Origin of the sequence: Halomonas caseinilytica (assembly GCF_001662285.1) — a bacterium.
GTDB classification, from domain to species: domain Bacteria; phylum Pseudomonadota; class Gammaproteobacteria; order Pseudomonadales; family Halomonadaceae; genus Halomonas; species Halomonas caseinilytica.
The window spans coordinates 22,912-38,473 of sequence record NZ_BDEO01000001.1 but is presented as its reverse complement, the minus strand read 5'-3'; the positions used below and the strand labels follow the sequence as shown (position 1 = coordinate 38,473).

Annotated in this window: 14 protein-coding genes; 7 read left to right on the top strand and 7 right to left on the bottom strand. The window is 64.6% G+C overall.

What is annotated here, in order from left to right:
* Positions 1-2: 2 nt before the first annotated feature.
* Together HSDC_RS00160 and HSDC_RS00155 are read right to left on the bottom strand one after the other, a co-directional pair.
* The gene (locus tag HSDC_RS00160; protein ID WP_064697913.1) at positions 3-788 is read right to left on the bottom strand and encodes a metal ABC transporter ATP-binding protein; all 786 of its coding nucleotides are present in this window, start codon (positions 786-788) and stop codon (positions 3-5) included.
* Between the two features lie 42 nt (positions 789-830).
* Positions 831-1,811, bottom strand: a complete 981-nt coding sequence (locus HSDC_RS00155) for a metal ABC transporter solute-binding protein, Zn/Mn family (RefSeq protein WP_064697912.1) — start codon at positions 1,809-1,811, stop codon at positions 831-833.
* Between the two features lie 181 nt (positions 1,812-1,992).
* On the opposite strand from HSDC_RS00155, the gene HSDC_RS00150 reads away from it, so the two are divergent.
* A complete protein-coding gene (locus HSDC_RS00150; RefSeq protein ID WP_064697911.1) occupies positions 1,993-2,553 on the top strand; it encodes a PRC-barrel domain-containing protein in 561 nt (186 codons plus the stop codon).
* 232 nt (positions 2,554-2,785) lie between these two features.
* On the opposite strand, the gene HSDC_RS00145 is transcribed toward HSDC_RS00150, so the two are convergent.
* From HSDC_RS00145 to HSDC_RS00125, 5 genes are all read right to left on the bottom strand, one after another.
* Entirely contained in the window at positions 2,786-3,580 is a 795-nt protein-coding gene (locus tag HSDC_RS00145; RefSeq protein WP_064697910.1) for an ABC transporter ATP-binding protein, read from the bottom strand.
* A gap of 1 nt (position 3,581) precedes the next feature.
* Entirely contained in the window at positions 3,582-4,682 is a 1,101-nt protein-coding gene (locus HSDC_RS00140) for a FecCD family ABC transporter permease (RefSeq protein WP_064697909.1), read from the bottom strand.
* A gap of 22 nt (positions 4,683-4,704) precedes the next feature.
* Positions 4,705-5,712 carry a FecCD family ABC transporter permease gene (locus HSDC_RS00135; RefSeq protein WP_064697908.1) on the bottom strand — a complete coding sequence of 336 codons (1,008 nt, stop codon included), beginning with the start codon at positions 5,710-5,712 and terminating at the stop codon, positions 4,705-4,707.
* Complete coding sequence (locus HSDC_RS00130; protein WP_064697907.1) at positions 5,709-6,644, bottom strand: ABC transporter substrate-binding protein; 936 nt, start codon at positions 6,642-6,644, stop codon at positions 5,709-5,711. The genes HSDC_RS00135 and HSDC_RS00130 overlap by 4 nt, the downstream gene beginning before the upstream one ends.
* Before the next feature lie 76 nt (positions 6,645-6,720).
* Positions 6,721-7,602, bottom strand: a complete 882-nt coding sequence (locus HSDC_RS00125) for an ABC transporter substrate-binding protein (RefSeq protein ID WP_064697906.1) — start codon at positions 7,600-7,602, stop codon at positions 6,721-6,723.
* A gap of 523 nt (positions 7,603-8,125) precedes the next feature.
* Between HSDC_RS00125 and HSDC_RS00120 the strand changes: the two genes are divergently transcribed.
* The 6 genes from HSDC_RS00120 (at position 8,126) to HSDC_RS00095 (ending at position 15,507) form a co-directional block, all read left to right on the top strand.
* Positions 8,126-10,174 carry a TonB-dependent receptor domain-containing protein gene (locus HSDC_RS00120; RefSeq protein ID WP_064697905.1) on the top strand — a complete coding sequence of 683 codons (2,049 nt, stop codon included), beginning with the start codon at positions 8,126-8,128 and terminating at the stop codon, positions 10,172-10,174.
* A gap of 201 nt (positions 10,175-10,375) precedes the next feature.
* On the top strand, positions 10,376-11,296 hold the full coding sequence (locus tag HSDC_RS00115) for a LysR family transcriptional regulator (protein WP_064697904.1): 921 nt from the start codon (positions 10,376-10,378) through the stop codon (positions 11,294-11,296).
* A 140-nt stretch (positions 11,297-11,436) separates the two neighbouring features.
* On the top strand, positions 11,437-11,655 hold the full coding sequence (locus tag HSDC_RS00110) for a DUF1656 domain-containing protein (RefSeq protein ID WP_064697903.1): 219 nt from the start codon (positions 11,437-11,439) through the stop codon (positions 11,653-11,655).
* Positions 11,656-11,660: 5 nt separating this feature from the next.
* On the top strand, positions 11,661-12,524 hold the full coding sequence (locus HSDC_RS00105) for an efflux RND transporter periplasmic adaptor subunit (protein ID WP_064698597.1): 864 nt from the start codon (positions 11,661-11,663) through the stop codon (positions 12,522-12,524).
* 6 nt (positions 12,525-12,530) lie between these two features.
* Complete coding sequence (locus HSDC_RS00100; RefSeq protein ID WP_064697902.1) at positions 12,531-14,582, top strand: FUSC family protein; 2,052 nt, start codon at positions 12,531-12,533, stop codon at positions 14,580-14,582.
* Positions 14,583-14,631: 49 nt separating this feature from the next.
* Complete coding sequence (locus HSDC_RS00095) at positions 14,632-15,507, top strand: AEC family transporter (RefSeq protein WP_064697901.1); 876 nt, start codon at positions 14,632-14,634, stop codon at positions 15,505-15,507.
* Positions 15,508-15,562: the final 55 nt, after the last annotated feature.

Sequence of the window (15,562 nt, the reverse complement as noted above, 5' to 3'; positions counted from 1 at the left end):
CGTCACGTCCCCGCGGCCTTGTCAGCGGGCATGAAGGCCGCCTCGTCGAGCAGGGCGATCTGCCCGCCGTAGGCGCGGCGCAGGTTCTCGGCGGTATAGACGTCTTCCACATGGCCCTGGGCGATGACCCGGACATTGAGGATCAGCAGCCAGTCGAAGTAGCTGCGCACCGTCTGCAGGTCATGGTGCACGACGATCACCGTCTTGCCGTCATCGCGCAGGCGTCGAAGAATATCCACGATGGCCCGTTCGGTGGTGGCATCGACCCCCGCCATGGGCTCGTCGAGGAAATAGACATCGGCCTGCTGCACCAACGCCCGCGCCAGGAAGATTCGCTGCTGCTGTCCGCCCGATAGCTGGCTGATCTGGCGATCGGCGAATGCCTGCATGCCGACCATCTCCAGTGCCTGCATGGCCTCCCGACGCTCACGTCGCCCCGGTCGCCTGAGCCAGCCGAGCCGGCCATAGAGGCCCATGGTGACCACGTCCAGCGCCGTGGTCGGAAAGTCCCAGTCGACACTGGAGCGCTGCGGCACATAGCCCACCCGCCGGCGACGCGCCCGATAGGGCCGACCGAACAGGGTGACGTGCCCCGCCACCGAAGGCACCAGGCCCAGCACGCTCTTGATCAGGGTGCTCTTGCCGGCGCCGTTCGGACCGACGATGGCCGCCATCACGCCGGGCGGCACGTCGAAGTCGATGTCCCACAGCACCGGCTTGCTATGGTAGCTGACGGTCAGATCCTCGACGTGGAGGGCAAGATCCGGTTCATGTAACGGCGTCGTCATGGGCGAAGCGAACTCTCGAGCAAAACGGTTGGATGTGGGGACTCACGAGGAAGCGATGTCCCAGTGCGCCGCCCAGGCGTCGAGGGCTTCGGGCAGCACCGGCGTCTCACCGCCGAGCGCCTCGACGATATGCCGGGTATTACGATACAGCATGCCGATGTAGGTGCCATCGGCCGTGCCTGCCTCTCCCATGGCATCCGAATAGAGCTGCCCGCCAATGGACACTTCCTGGCCCTTCTCGCGCGCGGCCTCGATGACGGCCTGCACGGTACGGGGATTGATGGTGCTCTCGATGAACACCGAAGGCACTTCACGATCCACGACGACCTGTGCCATCTCGCGGATATCCGCCACACCGGTTTCAGTGGAGGTACTGATGCCCTGAATACCGGCCACCTCGATATCGTAGGCACGACCGAAGTAGTTGAAGGCATCATGCGCGGTGACCAGGATGCGCTGCTGTTCGGGGATCGAGGCGATGCTCTCCTTCACCCATTGATGCAGGGCCTCGAGCTGGGCGCTATAGCGCGACGCGTTCTCCTGGATGCGCGACTCGCAGTCGGGCCGGGCCTCGCTCAAGGTCTCGGCGACCGTCGGCACGATCTGCGACCAGAGGGAAGCATCCATCCACAGGTGAGGATCGATGCCGTAGACATCCTGAACGGTGATCAGGTTCTCGGTATCGATGGATGAAGGGGCCACCGCGATCGTCGGCTTGGTCTCGGCAAAACGCTCGAGGACATCACCGAGCTGCCCTTCCAGGGAATAGCCGGAGTAGAAGATCATCTCGGCCTGCTGGAAAGTGGCAACATCACGGGCACTGGCCTGATAGAGGTGCGGGTCGACCCCCGGGCCCATCAAGGTCGTGACGTCGACGCATTCACCGCCGACCTGACCGACCACATCCCCCACCATGCCGGTGGTGGCCACCGCCTTCAGCGGCGTCGATTGCTGTGCCATGGCAGGGGCGGCGGCGAAAGCCAGCACCATCGAGAGCCCCGCCGCCATCAGTTGTCTTGTCATTGCATCCTCCATGCGTAATCGAGAGCACGCAGGTATAGCATTGGCCATGCATCCGAGTAAAAGCAGTTGCATCAATCGGTGCGATATATAACGTTATAGAGGTCGCCAGGGCGGAACTTCCCTCGACAATGCCACATGACGGTGTCGTCCTCTCGACACCCAGGATCAAGGAGAGACCCTAATGACCTCACGTACCCTTCTCAACACCGCGCTTCGCCCTGTCCTGCTCGGTACCGGCCTGCTGCTGTCAGCCAGCGCCATGGCCGCGCCGCAGGGCCTCTACTCCACCGAGGAGCTGCTCGACGCCGATGTCTATGCCAAGTCCGACAGCGACCAGGCCATCGGTGACGTGGAAGACGTGCTGCTCGACAACGACATGCGCGTCCATGCGCTGGTCATCGATACCGGCGACCTGTTCGACCTGGGCGACAAGCAGTACGTGGTCGGCGCCGAGCACTTCACCGTAGAGACCCACAACGGCGAGAGTCTCGACAACATCGAGTACAGCGTCCATCTCGACCTCGATGCCCAGGCTCTCGGGGAGCAGCCTGAGTACACCAACACCTGGTGGAACCAGGCCAAGGACAACCTCCAGCAGGCCTGGGAGGAGACCAAGGAAGGCGCCGCCAGCGCCTGGGAAACCACCCGTTCGGCCACCAGCGATGCGCTCGACAAGGCCGGTAACGTCCTGGAATCCGTTGGCGAGGAGACCCAGCAGGCAGCCGACGACGCCGCCCAGTAACCCACGCCCTCACCATCCGGGCCCGGCCGCTGGCCGGGCCCTCGAATCGATATTGACGTCATGCCACGCCGGCCCTGCCCGGCAACTCGACGCGTATTGACACCTCTCGGCCAGTACCCAGCAAAGCGCTGCATAAATCGCCGCGTATCGTGAAGCACAAGGCGCACCGCGCATAACATCGCCAAGAGCGCATTTGAACCGTCTTTGGACGGGCCGCAGAGCCGTGTTGCCCTCAGCGAATCCGGCGCAATCCCGTCAATATCGGCGCCCCGCTCTGCGGGTCATGCATCAGAACGCAGTCCACGCCGTAGAGCTCGCGTACCAGCTCCCGCGTGACCACCTCCCCCGGCGGGCCTGCCGCCACTACCCTGCCCTCACGCATCGCCACCAGATGATCGGCATAACGACAGGCAATGGGCAGATCGTGCAGCACCATCGCCAGGGTTCGCCCCTCATCGGCCAAGTGCCGCACCAGTTCGAAGACCTCCAGTTGATGCCCCAGGTCCAGCGCCGAGGTGGGCTCGTCGAGCAGCAACAGCGATGTCTGCTGAGCGATGATCATGGCGATCCAGGCACGCTGGCGCTGCCCGCCGGAAAGCGACTCCAGCGGACGATCGGCCAGCGCATGCAGGTCCGCCGCCGCCAGCGCCTCGTCCACCACCCGCCGGTCTTCCGCCGACCACTGACGCAACCAGCTCTGGTGCGGCTGGCGGCCAAAACCGATCAGCTCGGCAACGGTCAGCCCTTCCGGTGCCCGGGCCTCCTGGGGCAGCAACGCCAGCCGCCGGGCCAGCTCCCGGGCTGGCAGCCGGACGATGTCATTGCCATCGAGCAGCACATGGCCACTCTGCGGCGAATGCAAACGCGCCAGCCCCGCCAGCAGGGTCGACTTGCCGCACCCGTTCGGTCCGACGATGGCGGTCACCTGGCCGGCCGGCAGGCGCACGTCCAGATCGACGACGACCGGCGTTCGATCATGGGCGAGCGTCAGTTCCCGCGCTTCAAGGGAACAAGCGGCGACATTCATCTCAAGCGACTCCATGTGAACGGGGACGAATCAGGATCCACAACAGCCAGGGGCCGCCAACCACAGCGGTGACGATACCCACCGGAATCTCGAGTGGCGACAGCATCAGGCGGCCGGCGAGATCGGCCAGCACCATGATCAGGGCGCCGGACAGCGCCGATGCCAGCACCGGCACGCTGCGCTTCGAGGCCAGGTGCCGGGCCAGCTCCGGACCGAGCAGGCCCACCATCCCCACAGGCCCTGCCACGGCCACGGCCAGCCCCGTCAGCACGACCGAGGTACTCAACACCTGGGCACGGCGGCGTCCCAAGCGCGTGCCCAGGCTACGCGCCACGGACTCGGAAAAGCCCATCAGGCTCAGGGAACGGCCCAGGGCCATCGCCACCGGCAAGCCGATCGCCAGGCCGACGGCCAGGGTCCAGACCGCACCTGCAGGCCGGGCGCTCAGCGACCCCACCGTCCAGGGATAGGCGGCATTGGCCACATCGATGGCAACCCGCGCCAGCAACAGATTGGTCAGGGCACCGAACACCGCCCCCACCCCGATGCCGGCGACGATGAACCGGTAGCCCTGCGTTCCGCCCCCGAGCGCCAGCCCGAAAGTCAGCGCCGTGGCGGTAGCGGCACCGGCCAGCGCCATGGCCGGCGGCGCCAGGCCGACACCAAGCCCCACCACTGAAGCCACGGCGAACGCCGTGGCCCCATTGTCGATGCCGATGATGCCCGGTGTGGCCAGGCGATTGGCGGCCAGGGTCTGCATCAGACAACCCGCCAGGGCGAAAGCAGCACCGGTCGCGAGCGCCGCCCCGAGGCGCGGCAGGCGCAGCGCGTCGACCACGAAGGTCGACAGGCCATCCCCGGTGCCCTGCAAGGCGGCCAGCACGTCAGCCGGCGAGAGTATCTGCTCGCCAAGGCAGAGATACGCCAGCGACGCTGCCAGCACCAAGGCCAGCAACAACAGATTGGCCCTCAGGGTTTGTCGGTCCAGCAGAATGCTGAGCCCTCTCCAGGCCAGGCGTCGGGTCCCCCGGGGCGGCGCAACGGCATCCTCGGGCCTGGTCCGCCCCAACCGGGACGATGACGATTGAACCAGCAGACTCATGCGTTCCCTATAGCATTGGCAATTACAGCATCGGAAGTCGCCGACGTCTCACCACGGCGATCAGCACCGGTGCGCCACACAGCGCGGTCAGCACACCGAGCGGCAGCTCCGAGGGCGCCACCAGGCGTCGCGAGATGACATCGGCGATGATCACCATCAAAGGCCCCAGCAACAGGCACAGCCAGAGGCTGCGGCGGATGTCCGGCCCGGCCAGGGCCCGCGCCGCGAAAGGAACGACCAAGCCGACAAAGGCGATGGGGCCGGCGATGGCGGTCGCACCGCCCACCAGCAGCGCCACCACCAGGATCACTAGCAAACGAACCCGACCGGGATGATGACCAAGTCCGGCGGCGAGTCGTTCGCCCAGCGCCAACGCCGCCAGGGGGCGAGCGATGACCAGGGTGATGGCAGCCGCCACGGCGAGGCTCGGCAGTACTGCCAGCAGATCCTCCAGCCGCCGGCCGGACAAACTGCCGACCACCCAGAAGCGTATCTCGTCGGCAGCACGTTGATCGAACAGCAACAGCAGAGTGGTCAGCGCCGACAGCAGCCCCGTGAAAGCCGCGCCAGCCAGGACCAGACGCACCGGATCGTTGCCGAGGCCGCGAAAGCGCGCCACGCCCAGCACGCAGAGACACCCCAGCAAGGCGCCAAGCTGTGCCACACCGACTCGCAGCGTAGCCGCCGAGGTGCCCAGCAACAGGGCAATGGCCACCGCGAAGGCCGCCCCAGCGCTGACCCCCAGTAACCCCGGCTCGGCCAGCGGGTTGCGCGATACCGCCTGCAGGAGCGCGCCGGCCACGCCCAGCGCCATACCCACGGCCAGGCCGACCAGGGTACGCGAACCGCGCAGGGTTCCGACCACGAAACGCGCTTCCTCGTCACCGTGTCCCGCCAGCACGGCCAGGGCGCGCTCCGCCCCGACATCTCCGGCTCCCCATAGCAAGCTGGCCAGACAGGTCAGCAACAGCAAGCCGGCCAGGGTCACCCCCTGGCCGGCCAGACGCCTGCGTTCGGCGCTTGCAATCATCGTTCGTCGGACGACAGCGCCGTCTCGATATCATCGAGCACGGCCTGAGCGGCCAGGGGGCCGGAAGCACTGGTCCAGAGCTGACCATCCACCGGAATCACCTGATCGCGCTTGGCCACCTCGAGCCGCGAGAAGGCCGGCGACTGGCGCGCGGCATCCAGTGCTTCACGCCCATCTTCATTGAGCGTGGCCATGAACAGCAGATCCGTATCGACCTCGCCCAGGTTCTCCAGGCTCAGTGGATCACTATGGGGCCGCCCCTCCTTGACCAGATCAGCGTCGGTGACATCGAAACCGGTCGCTTCGAGCAGGCCGGTGGAGAACAGCTCGGTCGACATCACCAGCGGCCCTTGTGGCATCCAGCGCACCAGCGACGTGGTCGTGCCTTGGCTATCCAGACGCTCGGCGAGATCGGCGGCGCGAGTTTCCACGGCCTCGATGGCCTCTTCTACCTCTTCGGCGTGACCCAGCGCTTCACCATACAGGCGCGCCTCGTTTTTCCAGCCATTCGGCGTGAAGCCTTCGCTCTCGGGCACCACGGTGGGTGCCAGCTGCGACACCAGCGCGTACTGTTCATCGCTCAGATAGGGCGAGGCAAGGATCAGATCCGGGTTCTGGGCGGCGATCGCCTCGAGGTTGAGCTCCCGACTGGTGCCGACCATGGCGATGTCCGGCACCCGATCACTCAGGTAGCCGGCAACACCCTGGCCACCCCGCGTGGCCACGGCCGCCAGCGGCGTGACGCCAGCCGCCAGGGCGGCATCCAGCGCACCTTCATAGAGCGTGACGACACGCGATGGCTGGCCGTCGACCTCAACCTCGCCATGGGCGGTATCGAGGGTTCTGGCCTGAGCCGAACCAGTGGCCAAGGCCAGCACCGTGGCCAGGCAGGCCCCCATCAGGGGGGAAGTCTTGCGCAGAGAAAAGAGCATGGCGTCTCCTCATCTCACCGGGCACTGCCGAGACGGCAAGACGGCTCCGGTGTTGGTTGATCTCGAGGTTCTCGTGTCAGGGCGTCAGTGCCTGGGTAATCTCGTCCATCTGGGCCCGCACGCTCTGCAAACCATCACCGGAGAGATACCAGAGTCCCGGGGACAGCACTTCGACGCGGGTGGCTTCGGCGCCGGCACGGGCCAAGCCCTCCTGCAAGGTCGAGGCCTCGAGCGGCGTCTCCCCGATGGCCGCGCTGCGGTCGACGACGAAGACCACATCCGGCGACATCTCGGCCAGCACATCCGGCGTCACCGGATAGAAGGTGCGGCTGCCATGGCTGACGGGTTCGACGCTCTCCGGAACCTCTGGCTGGTCGATCTGCAACAGCTCGCTGACCACGGGTTCCTGGCGCAGGGAGTAGTGACCATCGTTGTGCGTGACCACCACGGCATCGACGGCGTCGGCCAGGCTCTCGCGTGCCGACTCGATATCGGCATGCAGCGCCTCGAGCCGTTCTTCCGCCTGGACCTCGGCGCCATACAGCGCGGCCAGGCCCTTCACCTTGTCGCTCAACGCCTCCAGGTAGTCGCCCTCGGCGAGAGTGACGTCACGCGTCTCGGCCACGGCTTGCAGGTCTTCCTGCACGGCCGACTGGCGCCCGGTGATCAGAATCAGGCCGGGCGAGAGCGCCTCGATGGCATCGAGGTCCGGCGACTTGAGTCCGCCCACGTCGGCTCGCCCTTCCAGCAGGTGCGCCATATAGCCCGGCGCGGCCTGATGCGGCAGGCCGACGAGATGCGACTCGAGCCCCAGGGCTTCCAGGGTGTCCGCAGCTCCCCAGTCGAAGCTGACCAGAGACGGCCCCTCATCGGCCGCAGTCGAATCCGCCTGAGCCGCCAGGGGCAACGTCGATACCAGCAGCGCAGCCGCAGGCAGAGTCCATCCGGAACCTCTCATCGAAAACTCCTGGAAAATAATGCGAATCAATCCTATGAAGAGCCGAACATTACCATGCCGGGCGCCTCGTTGAGCGCAACGCTGAGTTGCAGTCAACGCAACTCAAGACGGTGGATCCTTCCCGTATGCAGTTGTCATCCACGCAACGACATATTCCATGAATAGCACTTCCCAAAGCAAATGCGAATCCTTATCGTTTTTGCCCGATGCAATCCCGCCCCACGTGGCGGCCCATCAGAACAACGCAATCGGATCTCTCCCCCATCACACATTTCGGGGAAATGCTGAATAGATGGCCGCGCGTCGAAAGGCGCAAGGCGTTTTGAACCAAAGCCGGGCATGACAACAGATCAAGCGAGCCTTCCGCGGCCATCGCAGCGCCGTGCACGGCCTCGCCTGGCGCGTCTTGGGTCCCTCTACAGAATGGACTCTCCGGGTATTCCCCGGGCTGGCGTCATACGACAACGACTGACTCGCCCAGGCGCTCACGCAGTGTTTCCTCAGAGCAAGGAGCAAAAGGAACATGCAGGATTCATCTCCCCTTCCCTTCACCCGCACGGCATTGGCTCTCGGCATCGCCACCGCCTGTGCCAGCGGTTCGGCACTGGCCGACGAGGCCGCCGAGCTGGAACCGGTCGTGGTCACGGCGTCCGGCTATGAACAGGTACTTTCCGATGCGCCGGCCAGTATCTCGGTCATCAGCGGCGAGGAGTTGAACAAGCAATCCTACTCCGACATCACCGATGCGATGGACAACATCCCCGGCGTCTATGTCACGGGCGGGGGTGGCTCCAAGGACATCAGCATCCGGGGCATGGACAGCAGCTACACACTCTATCTGGTCGACGGTCGCCCGATCTCCGACGGACGCTCGGTCAACACCAACGGCACCGACGGCGGCAAGCAGATCGGCCTGCCCCCGATCTCGATGATCGATCGCGTCGAGGTGATTCGCGGCCCCATGTCTTCGCTGTATGGTTCCAGTGCCATGGGCGGGGTCATCAACATCATCACCAAGAAGACCACGGATGAGTGGTCGGGCTCGGTGACCACGGAGTACACCCACTCCCTCAACGACATCAACAACGATGGCCAGCAGGTCAGTTTCGTCACCGGCGGCCCGCTGATCGAGGGATTGCTGGGCGTCAGGGTGCATGGCAGCTGGATCGGCACCGAAGAAAGCGACTTCATCGGCGGGGACGACAACGCCGAGAGCACGCCCGACAGCGATACCCGCCAGGGTGGCGCAGAATTCACCCTGACCCCCGACAGCCAGAATGAGTACACCCTGGGCTACACCTCGTCGACCAAGGAATACACCCATACGCCGGGCAAGAGCATCGGCCTGCTCGATTATCGCGGCAATCCCAACACCTCGAACACCACTCGCTACGACAAGGACGTCTACACGATCGGCCACAAGGGCAGCTACGGCGCCTTTCTGACCGACACCTACCTGCGCCACGATGTTTCCGAACGCGTTCTGGACACAAGCGACGAGAAGCGCGAGGAAGTCACGACCTTCAATAACCAGACCACCTACTTCTGGGGCGACCACATGCTGACCTTCGGCGGTCAGTACAAGCTGGAGGACTTCACCGACGATACCAACGGCCTGCTGGACGCCAATGTGCCCGGCGCCGTGAACAGCGTCGACCGCTGGATCGGGGCACTGTTCGTCGAGATGGAATGGAGCGTCACCGACGACCTCAACGTGACCACTGGTCTGCGTTACGACGACGACGAAAAGTTCGGCGGCCACTTCTCGCCGCGCGTCTATGCCAACTACCATCTCGATCCGCAGTGGACCTTCAAGGGAGGCGTCTCCACTGGCTACAAGCAACCTGGCCTGGCAGCCGCCACCGAAGGGTTCGGGCGACCGACCGGTCGCGGTAGCGCCGTGATCATCGGCAACGAGGAGCTGGACCCGGAGACCAGCACCAACTATGAGCTGGGCTTCGTGTTCGATAGCGCGCAGAGCGATCTCACCGCCAGCGCGATGCTCTTCCACACCCAGTTCGATGACAAGATCTCCGAGGAAAGGCTTTGCCAGGGGCCCAGCGAAGGCTTCTCCGACCCCTCGTACCGCGAGTGCAACTACGCCGGCACCGACTACTACTTCGTCAGCACTTACCGCAATATCGCAAAAGCCGAGATGCAGGGCGTGGAGTTGACGCTGGACTACGACATCACGCCGCGCCTGGGGCTGAGCTCCAGCTACACCTACACCGACTCCGAGCAGAAGAGCGGCGAATTCAAGGGAGAGCCGCTGAACAAGACGCCCGAGCACATGGTCAATGTCGCGCTTGACTGGAAGGCCAGCGAACGCCTCGACCTCTGGGTGCAGGGCAACTATCGCGGCGAGACCAGCGACTACCTGAGCCGCAACAGCATGAGCGATGGCACACCAGGCTATGGCTTCATCGACACCGGGCTGGTCTATGACCTCAACGAGAATGCCCGCGTGAAGGCCGGCATATACAACATCGCCGACAAGGAAGTGACCAGCGACGACTATGGCGTGGTGCTGGACGGCCGCCAGGTCAACCTCGGACTGACCGTGGATTTCTGAGACCACGCCGTCGCCGAGGGCACTCGGCATTCCTGCCTAGCGCGACGTGTTTCGATCCCTTGTTCCCCGGCTTAGGCCGGGGTTTTTTGTGTCCGGTTCCCGGCCTGCGACCTCAAGGATGAATACAAAAAGCAATGATTTTTATCTGCATGATAATCTGGCACAATAGCCTGCTATCTACTGTTGCCGGGGCCTAGCACCATGCACGATGCCGATGAACTGGTCGCCTTCGCCGACGTCATGGACAGCGGCAGCCTGACACTCAGCGCACGCCGGCTGGGCGTGGCGAAATCGACCTTGAGTCGCCGTATCCAGCAGTTGGAGACCCGGCTCGGCCAGCCGCTGATGCGCCGCCAATCCAACCGGTTGCTGCCCACTGAAGCGGGCCGTGTCTTCCATGACTATTGCCTGCGCATTCTCGACCTGACCGACCAGGGGCATAAGGCACTGGAAGAGCTGCGCGAAGAGATCAGCGGCAGCTTGACCCTCGAGGTGCACGATGCCCTCGGGCGTTCCTGGATTGCCCAGGCCATCGAGACGTTCATGAAACGCTACCCCGGCGTGCATGTCAGCCTGATGATTCGCGAGAACCTGCCCGAATGCCTGGAACCGCAGTCGGTCGTGGTCTGGTTCGGCGAGACCGGCGAGGTCGGCCTGCGTCAGGAGACACTGGCGCTGTTGTCATGCGGGCTGTATGCACATCCCGATTATCTGGCCAGGCATGGTCGCCCGACACATCCCCATGAACTGGAACGCTATGACTGGATCGACCTGCTCGGCGAGGCCGAGCACGGCCTGATATTACGTCATCCGCACCAGGGCCAGGCCGATATACGTCCGCCTGGATCGCGGCTGCGGGTCAATCGTCTGGTGCTGCAATCCGATGCCATCGCGCGCGGGCAAGGGCTCGGCGTGATGCCCAACTGGATGGCCGAACGACGTAATGCGGCCCATCCCGGTCAGCTCGAACGCTGTCTGCCCGACTGGCAGATTCCGCCCACTCCCGTCAACCTGCTCTATGCCCACGGCCACCAGCCACGCAAGATATCGGCATTGCTCGAATTTCTGCGCGGCGCCTGTCCGACCGAATGGCAACACAGTCCCCGAGGGCACGCTTGCTGACGCGCTCATCCCTCCCGATACTGCTGCCAAGCGAGACCGGACACTATCCGCATCGAGGACCCGAGGAGGGGCCTGTCGTGCCCGGGACGCCGAAAATTGCTACCATGAGGCACTTCGCTAGCGACTGAACAGGGACAACCATGGGCCTTCGCGAAATCGCCGCGGGAGGGATCTACCTGTCTCCCATGCTGATTTACGCCCTGCTGGGGCTGGTCTGCGCACTACTGATTCGGTCCATCCTGCACCGCCTGGTCGGCTCGACACGGCTCTGGTTCGAGGCATGGTTCGACACCGCCCTGTTTGTCATCTGCACCGCAGCCATCGCCTACCTGTCTTCAGCCGCCGTGGGGACCCTCTGAACATGATGCGCACCTTCCTCCGCAGCCTCGTCACCCTGATCATCGTCGCCGTGGCCATCGCTGCCGGCTTCTGGCTCTGGCACTACTATCTCTACACGCCCTGGACCCGCGATGGCCGGGTCCGCGCCGATGTCGTGACCATCGCCCCGGACGTGTCGGGTCGCGTCGTCGCGCTGCCGATCAGTGACAATCAGACCGTGGCCAAGGGCGAGATACTGTTCCGCATCGACGATACCCGCTATCAGGCAGCCCAGGAAAAGGCCCAGGCCATGGTCCAGCAGCGAAAAGCCGAACTGGAGCTGAGCCAACACGAGGCCTCGCGCCGTAGCCACTTGAGCCGTCAGGCGATCAGCGCCGAAAGCCAGGAAACGGCACAGATCAACAGCCGCGTCGCCGCCGCGCAGCTGGGACAGGCGCAGAGTGCACTGCACAGCGCACAGATCGACCTGGAACGCACGACCGTGCAGGCTCCTGCCGATGGGCACGTGCTCAACTTGCAGCTTGCCGAGGGCAATTACGTCAATGCCGGCAATCCGGTAATGGCGCTGGTCAAGGCGGATTCCTTCTATGTCACCGGCTATTTCGAGGAAACCAAGACACCCCACATCCAGGTCGGCGATCCAGCCCGGATCACCCTGATGAGTGGCGACATCGAACTGGACGGCCATGTCGCCAGCATCGGGCGCGGCATTGCCGACAGCAACACTTCGACCAACAATCAATTGCTTCCCCAGGTACAGCCCACCTTCAGTTGGGTACGGCTCGCCCAGCGCATCCCGGTGCGCATCGAGCTCGACGAGGTTCCCGAGGACGTCACCCTCAGCGCCGGCATGACGGCCACCGTACGCATCATCGAGAACGCGGAGTAACGGCGCATGTCGCCCTGGCTGCAAGCCTACCTGACCCCCAGTTCCCAGGCCGTCAAGTTCGCCGTCAAGGCGACCCTGGCCATGCTGCTGGCACTGTACATCGCACTGTGGTGCGACCTGGAACGCCCCTACTGGGCATTGATCTCGGCGGCCTTCCTGCAGATTCGTCCGATGAGCGGCATGGTGGTCGAGAAGGGACTGAGCCAGATCATCGGCACGGTGATCGGCTGCGCCGCCGGCATCGTCATCATGGGGCTCTTCGTCCAGGCCCCGGTCCCCGCCCTGGTGGTCCTGACGCTATGGATCATGCTGTGCACCTATGGCAGCTCCCTGCTGCGCAACAATGCCTCCTATGGCTGCATCATGGGTGCCGTCACGGCCATGCTGATCGTGGTCATCGGTGCCTCCCAGCCCAGCGGCATCTTCGGCATCGCCGTCGCGCGGCTCTCCGAACTGGCACTGGGCGCCCTCTGCGCCACCCTGGTCAGCTCATTGCTATGGCCAATCAAGGTCCGCGATCACCTCGGGCAGCAGGCCGACGAGGTCGTCAACCAGGCCTTCCAGCACGCTGCCCGACGCCTGACGGACTCCTCCGATCTCGGTGAGTTGCAGACCACCCTCACCGGCAGCCTGGAGCCACTCACGCAACTCGAGATCGACAGCCAGGCCGCACGCTACGAGGACCCCGAAGGAACAGGACGCATCCGCGCCAGCCATGTGCTGACACGACACACCCTGCGTCTGATGGCAACCCTGCACGCCCTGCAGCAACTGCTGCATCACTATGGCGACCGGCTCGACCCTGCCATCCACACCCTGGCCGACGAGATTGCCGAGGGGTTTCGCCTGTCCGCGGAGGCCAGCGGCGTCGGCCAGGCCCACCGTCGCCTGCATGAACTGCGCCATCGCGTCCTGGAATGCCCCGACGAGAACGCCTCGCCCTTGCAGCTAAGGGTCATCATCGGGCTACGCGAGGCGCTCGGCCACGCCCTGGTGATGCTCGATGCCCGCGACGCCATTTCCCACCCCGGTCGCAAGCGCCTGCGCGGCGCGGCCCTGGCCTGGCACCGCGATCACCTGGCTGCGGGACTGAATGCCGTGCGCGCCGGTATCATCTTCGCCACCCTCGCCAGCTTCTGGATAGCCACTGCCTGGAACAACGGTCAGGTGGCCATGCTGCTGGGCACGTTGTTCTCGGCCTTCTTCGCCAGTCGCGACAACCCCGTCATGGTCTGCATGATGTTCGCCAAGGGCATGCTGGCCGCCATCCCCAGCGCCTTCCTGTTCGGCCATGTGCTGCTCGCCCAGGCCAGCGGCTTCCCGATGCTGGCAATGATCTTTCTCCCGCCCCTTTTTCTGGGGCTGCTGGGCGCGGCCAATCCACGCCTGATGGGCTACTGCCTGGCTTTCACCATCGGCAATATCCTGCTGACCATGCCCGGCAACGGCATGGACTTTTCCTTCGACAGCTTCATCAATCGGGCCATCGCCGTGATGATCGGGCTGGCCACGGTGGTGAGCGGCTTCCGGCTGATTCCCGGTTTCGGGCCCACCCTGCGCAAGAAGCGTCTGGTCGGCGCCATCGTCCGCGACCTCAGGCACCTGCCGAATCGCCCCATCCACGAGGCGGAAACCCGCTTCATCGGCAGCATGGCCGATCGCCTGCTGCATCTGGCCAAGCACGACGACATGCTGCCCGAGGATCAGCGGCACCTGTTCACCCTGGGATTGACGGGCCTGGATATCGGTTACGCCTGCCTGCAGCTACGTCGCCGGCTCGACGACCTGACCGGGTCGAACCTGCGTCGCGCGCAACGGGATTTCTTTGCCGCGCTGGCCCAGGCCTATGCCGCCAGCGCCAAGGGCCATGCCTCCGATGACGTACGCCGAGCGGGCGATGCCCTGATCGATGCGTTGCACGACCAGCCGTCGCTCAGCGAGCGACGCCGCGCCTTGCTCGCTGGGCTGGTGGAACGACTGGACCTGTCGCTGCAACGCCAGGCCGAGCGGGCCCGCGACTCGCACACGCCGCACTCGGCACTGGCCGGCCCGGCCTGATGGCTGACGTATGCCCTAGTCCGACATCCCGCTGCATGGAGGATGACCCTTGTTCGCCGAACTCTTCGCCGTGATGGCGCCCGTGCTGGCCGGAGCCGGTCTCGGTTTCACCTGGATTCGCCTCGGCCACGACTATCCCGTCGCCTTCGTGACTCGCCTTGTCTTCAACATCGGCACGCCGGCTTTGGTCATCGCCTCGCTCTCCGGCGCCGATATCGATGCCAGCAGCTTCGGACGCACCATGCTGGCCGCGGCCCTGGTGATCGTGAGCATGGCCGGCGTGGCCTTCGTCCTGGCGCGCCTGTTGCGCAAGGACTGGCGCGTCATTCTAGCCCCGTCGATGTATCCCAATACCGGCAACATGGGGCTGCCGGTGGTGCTCTACGCCTTCGGCGAAGCAGGCTTCGTCTTTGGCATCACCGTGATGGTCACCGTGTCGCTGTTCCAGTTCACCCTGGGCACGATGCTTGCCAGCCGCGGCAACCCACTTAAGTCGCTGGCCAAGACTCCGACCGTCTACGCCATCCTGATCGCCTTGACCTTGTTGCTCACCGATACCGAGCTGCCGCTCTGGCTGGACAACAGTGTCGACTTGATCTCCGGCTTCACCGTCCCCTTGATGCTGATCACCCTGGGCGTTTCGTTGGCCAGCATTCAAGTCCGCAGCCTGCGCTCGGGCATCGGCTTCAGCCTGCTCCGCATCCCGTTGGCCGCCCTGGCAGCCTGGGGCATCGGTAGCCTGCTGGCACTACCGCCCATGGCGCACGGCATCCTGATCCTGCAGATGAGCATGCCGGTGGCGGTGTTCAACTATCTGTTCGCCCAACGCTCCCAGCGTGAGCCGGAATACGTGGCCAGCCTGGTGTTCTGCTCGACACTGCTGTCGCTGATCTATCTGCCGATCCTGCTGGCGATCCTGATGTAACACGACCAACGCAGTAACCGCCTATACTGGACAGGTTCTTCAAGCCACCCAGGAG

Bases quoted from the DNA above. Each gene is read 5' to 3' on its own strand.
- HSDC_RS00140 (WP_064697909.1), bottom strand. From the start codon at position 4,682: ATGAGTCTGCTGGTTCAATCGTCATCGTCCCGGTTGGGGCGGACCAGG.
- HSDC_RS00135 (WP_064697908.1), bottom strand. From the start codon at position 5,712: ATGATTGCAAGCGCCGAACGCAGGCGTCTGGCCGGCCAGGGGGTGACC.
- HSDC_RS00125 (WP_064697906.1), bottom strand. From the start codon at position 7,602: ATGAGAGGTTCCGGATGGACTCTGCCTGCGGCTGCGCTGCTGGTATCG.
- HSDC_RS00120 (WP_064697905.1), top strand. From the start codon at position 8,126: ATGCAGGATTCATCTCCCCTTCCCTTCACCCGCACGGCATTGGCTCTC.
- HSDC_RS00100 (WP_064697902.1), top strand. From the start codon at position 12,531: ATGTCGCCCTGGCTGCAAGCCTACCTGACCCCCAGTTCCCAGGCCGTC.
- HSDC_RS00160 (WP_064697913.1), bottom strand. From the start codon at position 788: ATGACGACGCCGTTACATGAACCGGATCTTGCCCTCCACGTCGAGGAT.
- HSDC_RS00130 (WP_064697907.1), bottom strand. From the start codon at position 6,644: ATGCTCTTTTCTCTGCGCAAGACTTCCCCCCTGATGGGGGCCTGCCTG.
- HSDC_RS00155 (WP_064697912.1), bottom strand. From the start codon at position 1,811: ATGACAAGACAACTGATGGCGGCGGGGCTCTCGATGGTGCTGGCTTTC.
- HSDC_RS00115 (WP_064697904.1), top strand. From the start codon at position 10,376: ATGCACGATGCCGATGAACTGGTCGCCTTCGCCGACGTCATGGACAGC.
- HSDC_RS00105 (WP_064698597.1), top strand. From the start codon at position 11,661: ATGCGCACCTTCCTCCGCAGCCTCGTCACCCTGATCATCGTCGCCGTG.
- HSDC_RS00110 (WP_064697903.1), top strand. From the start codon at position 11,437: ATGGGCCTTCGCGAAATCGCCGCGGGAGGGATCTACCTGTCTCCCATG.
- HSDC_RS00150 (WP_064697911.1), top strand. From the start codon at position 1,993: ATGACCTCACGTACCCTTCTCAACACCGCGCTTCGCCCTGTCCTGCTC.
- HSDC_RS00145 (WP_064697910.1), bottom strand. From the start codon at position 3,580: ATGAATGTCGCCGCTTGTTCCCTTGAAGCGCGGGAACTGACGCTCGCC.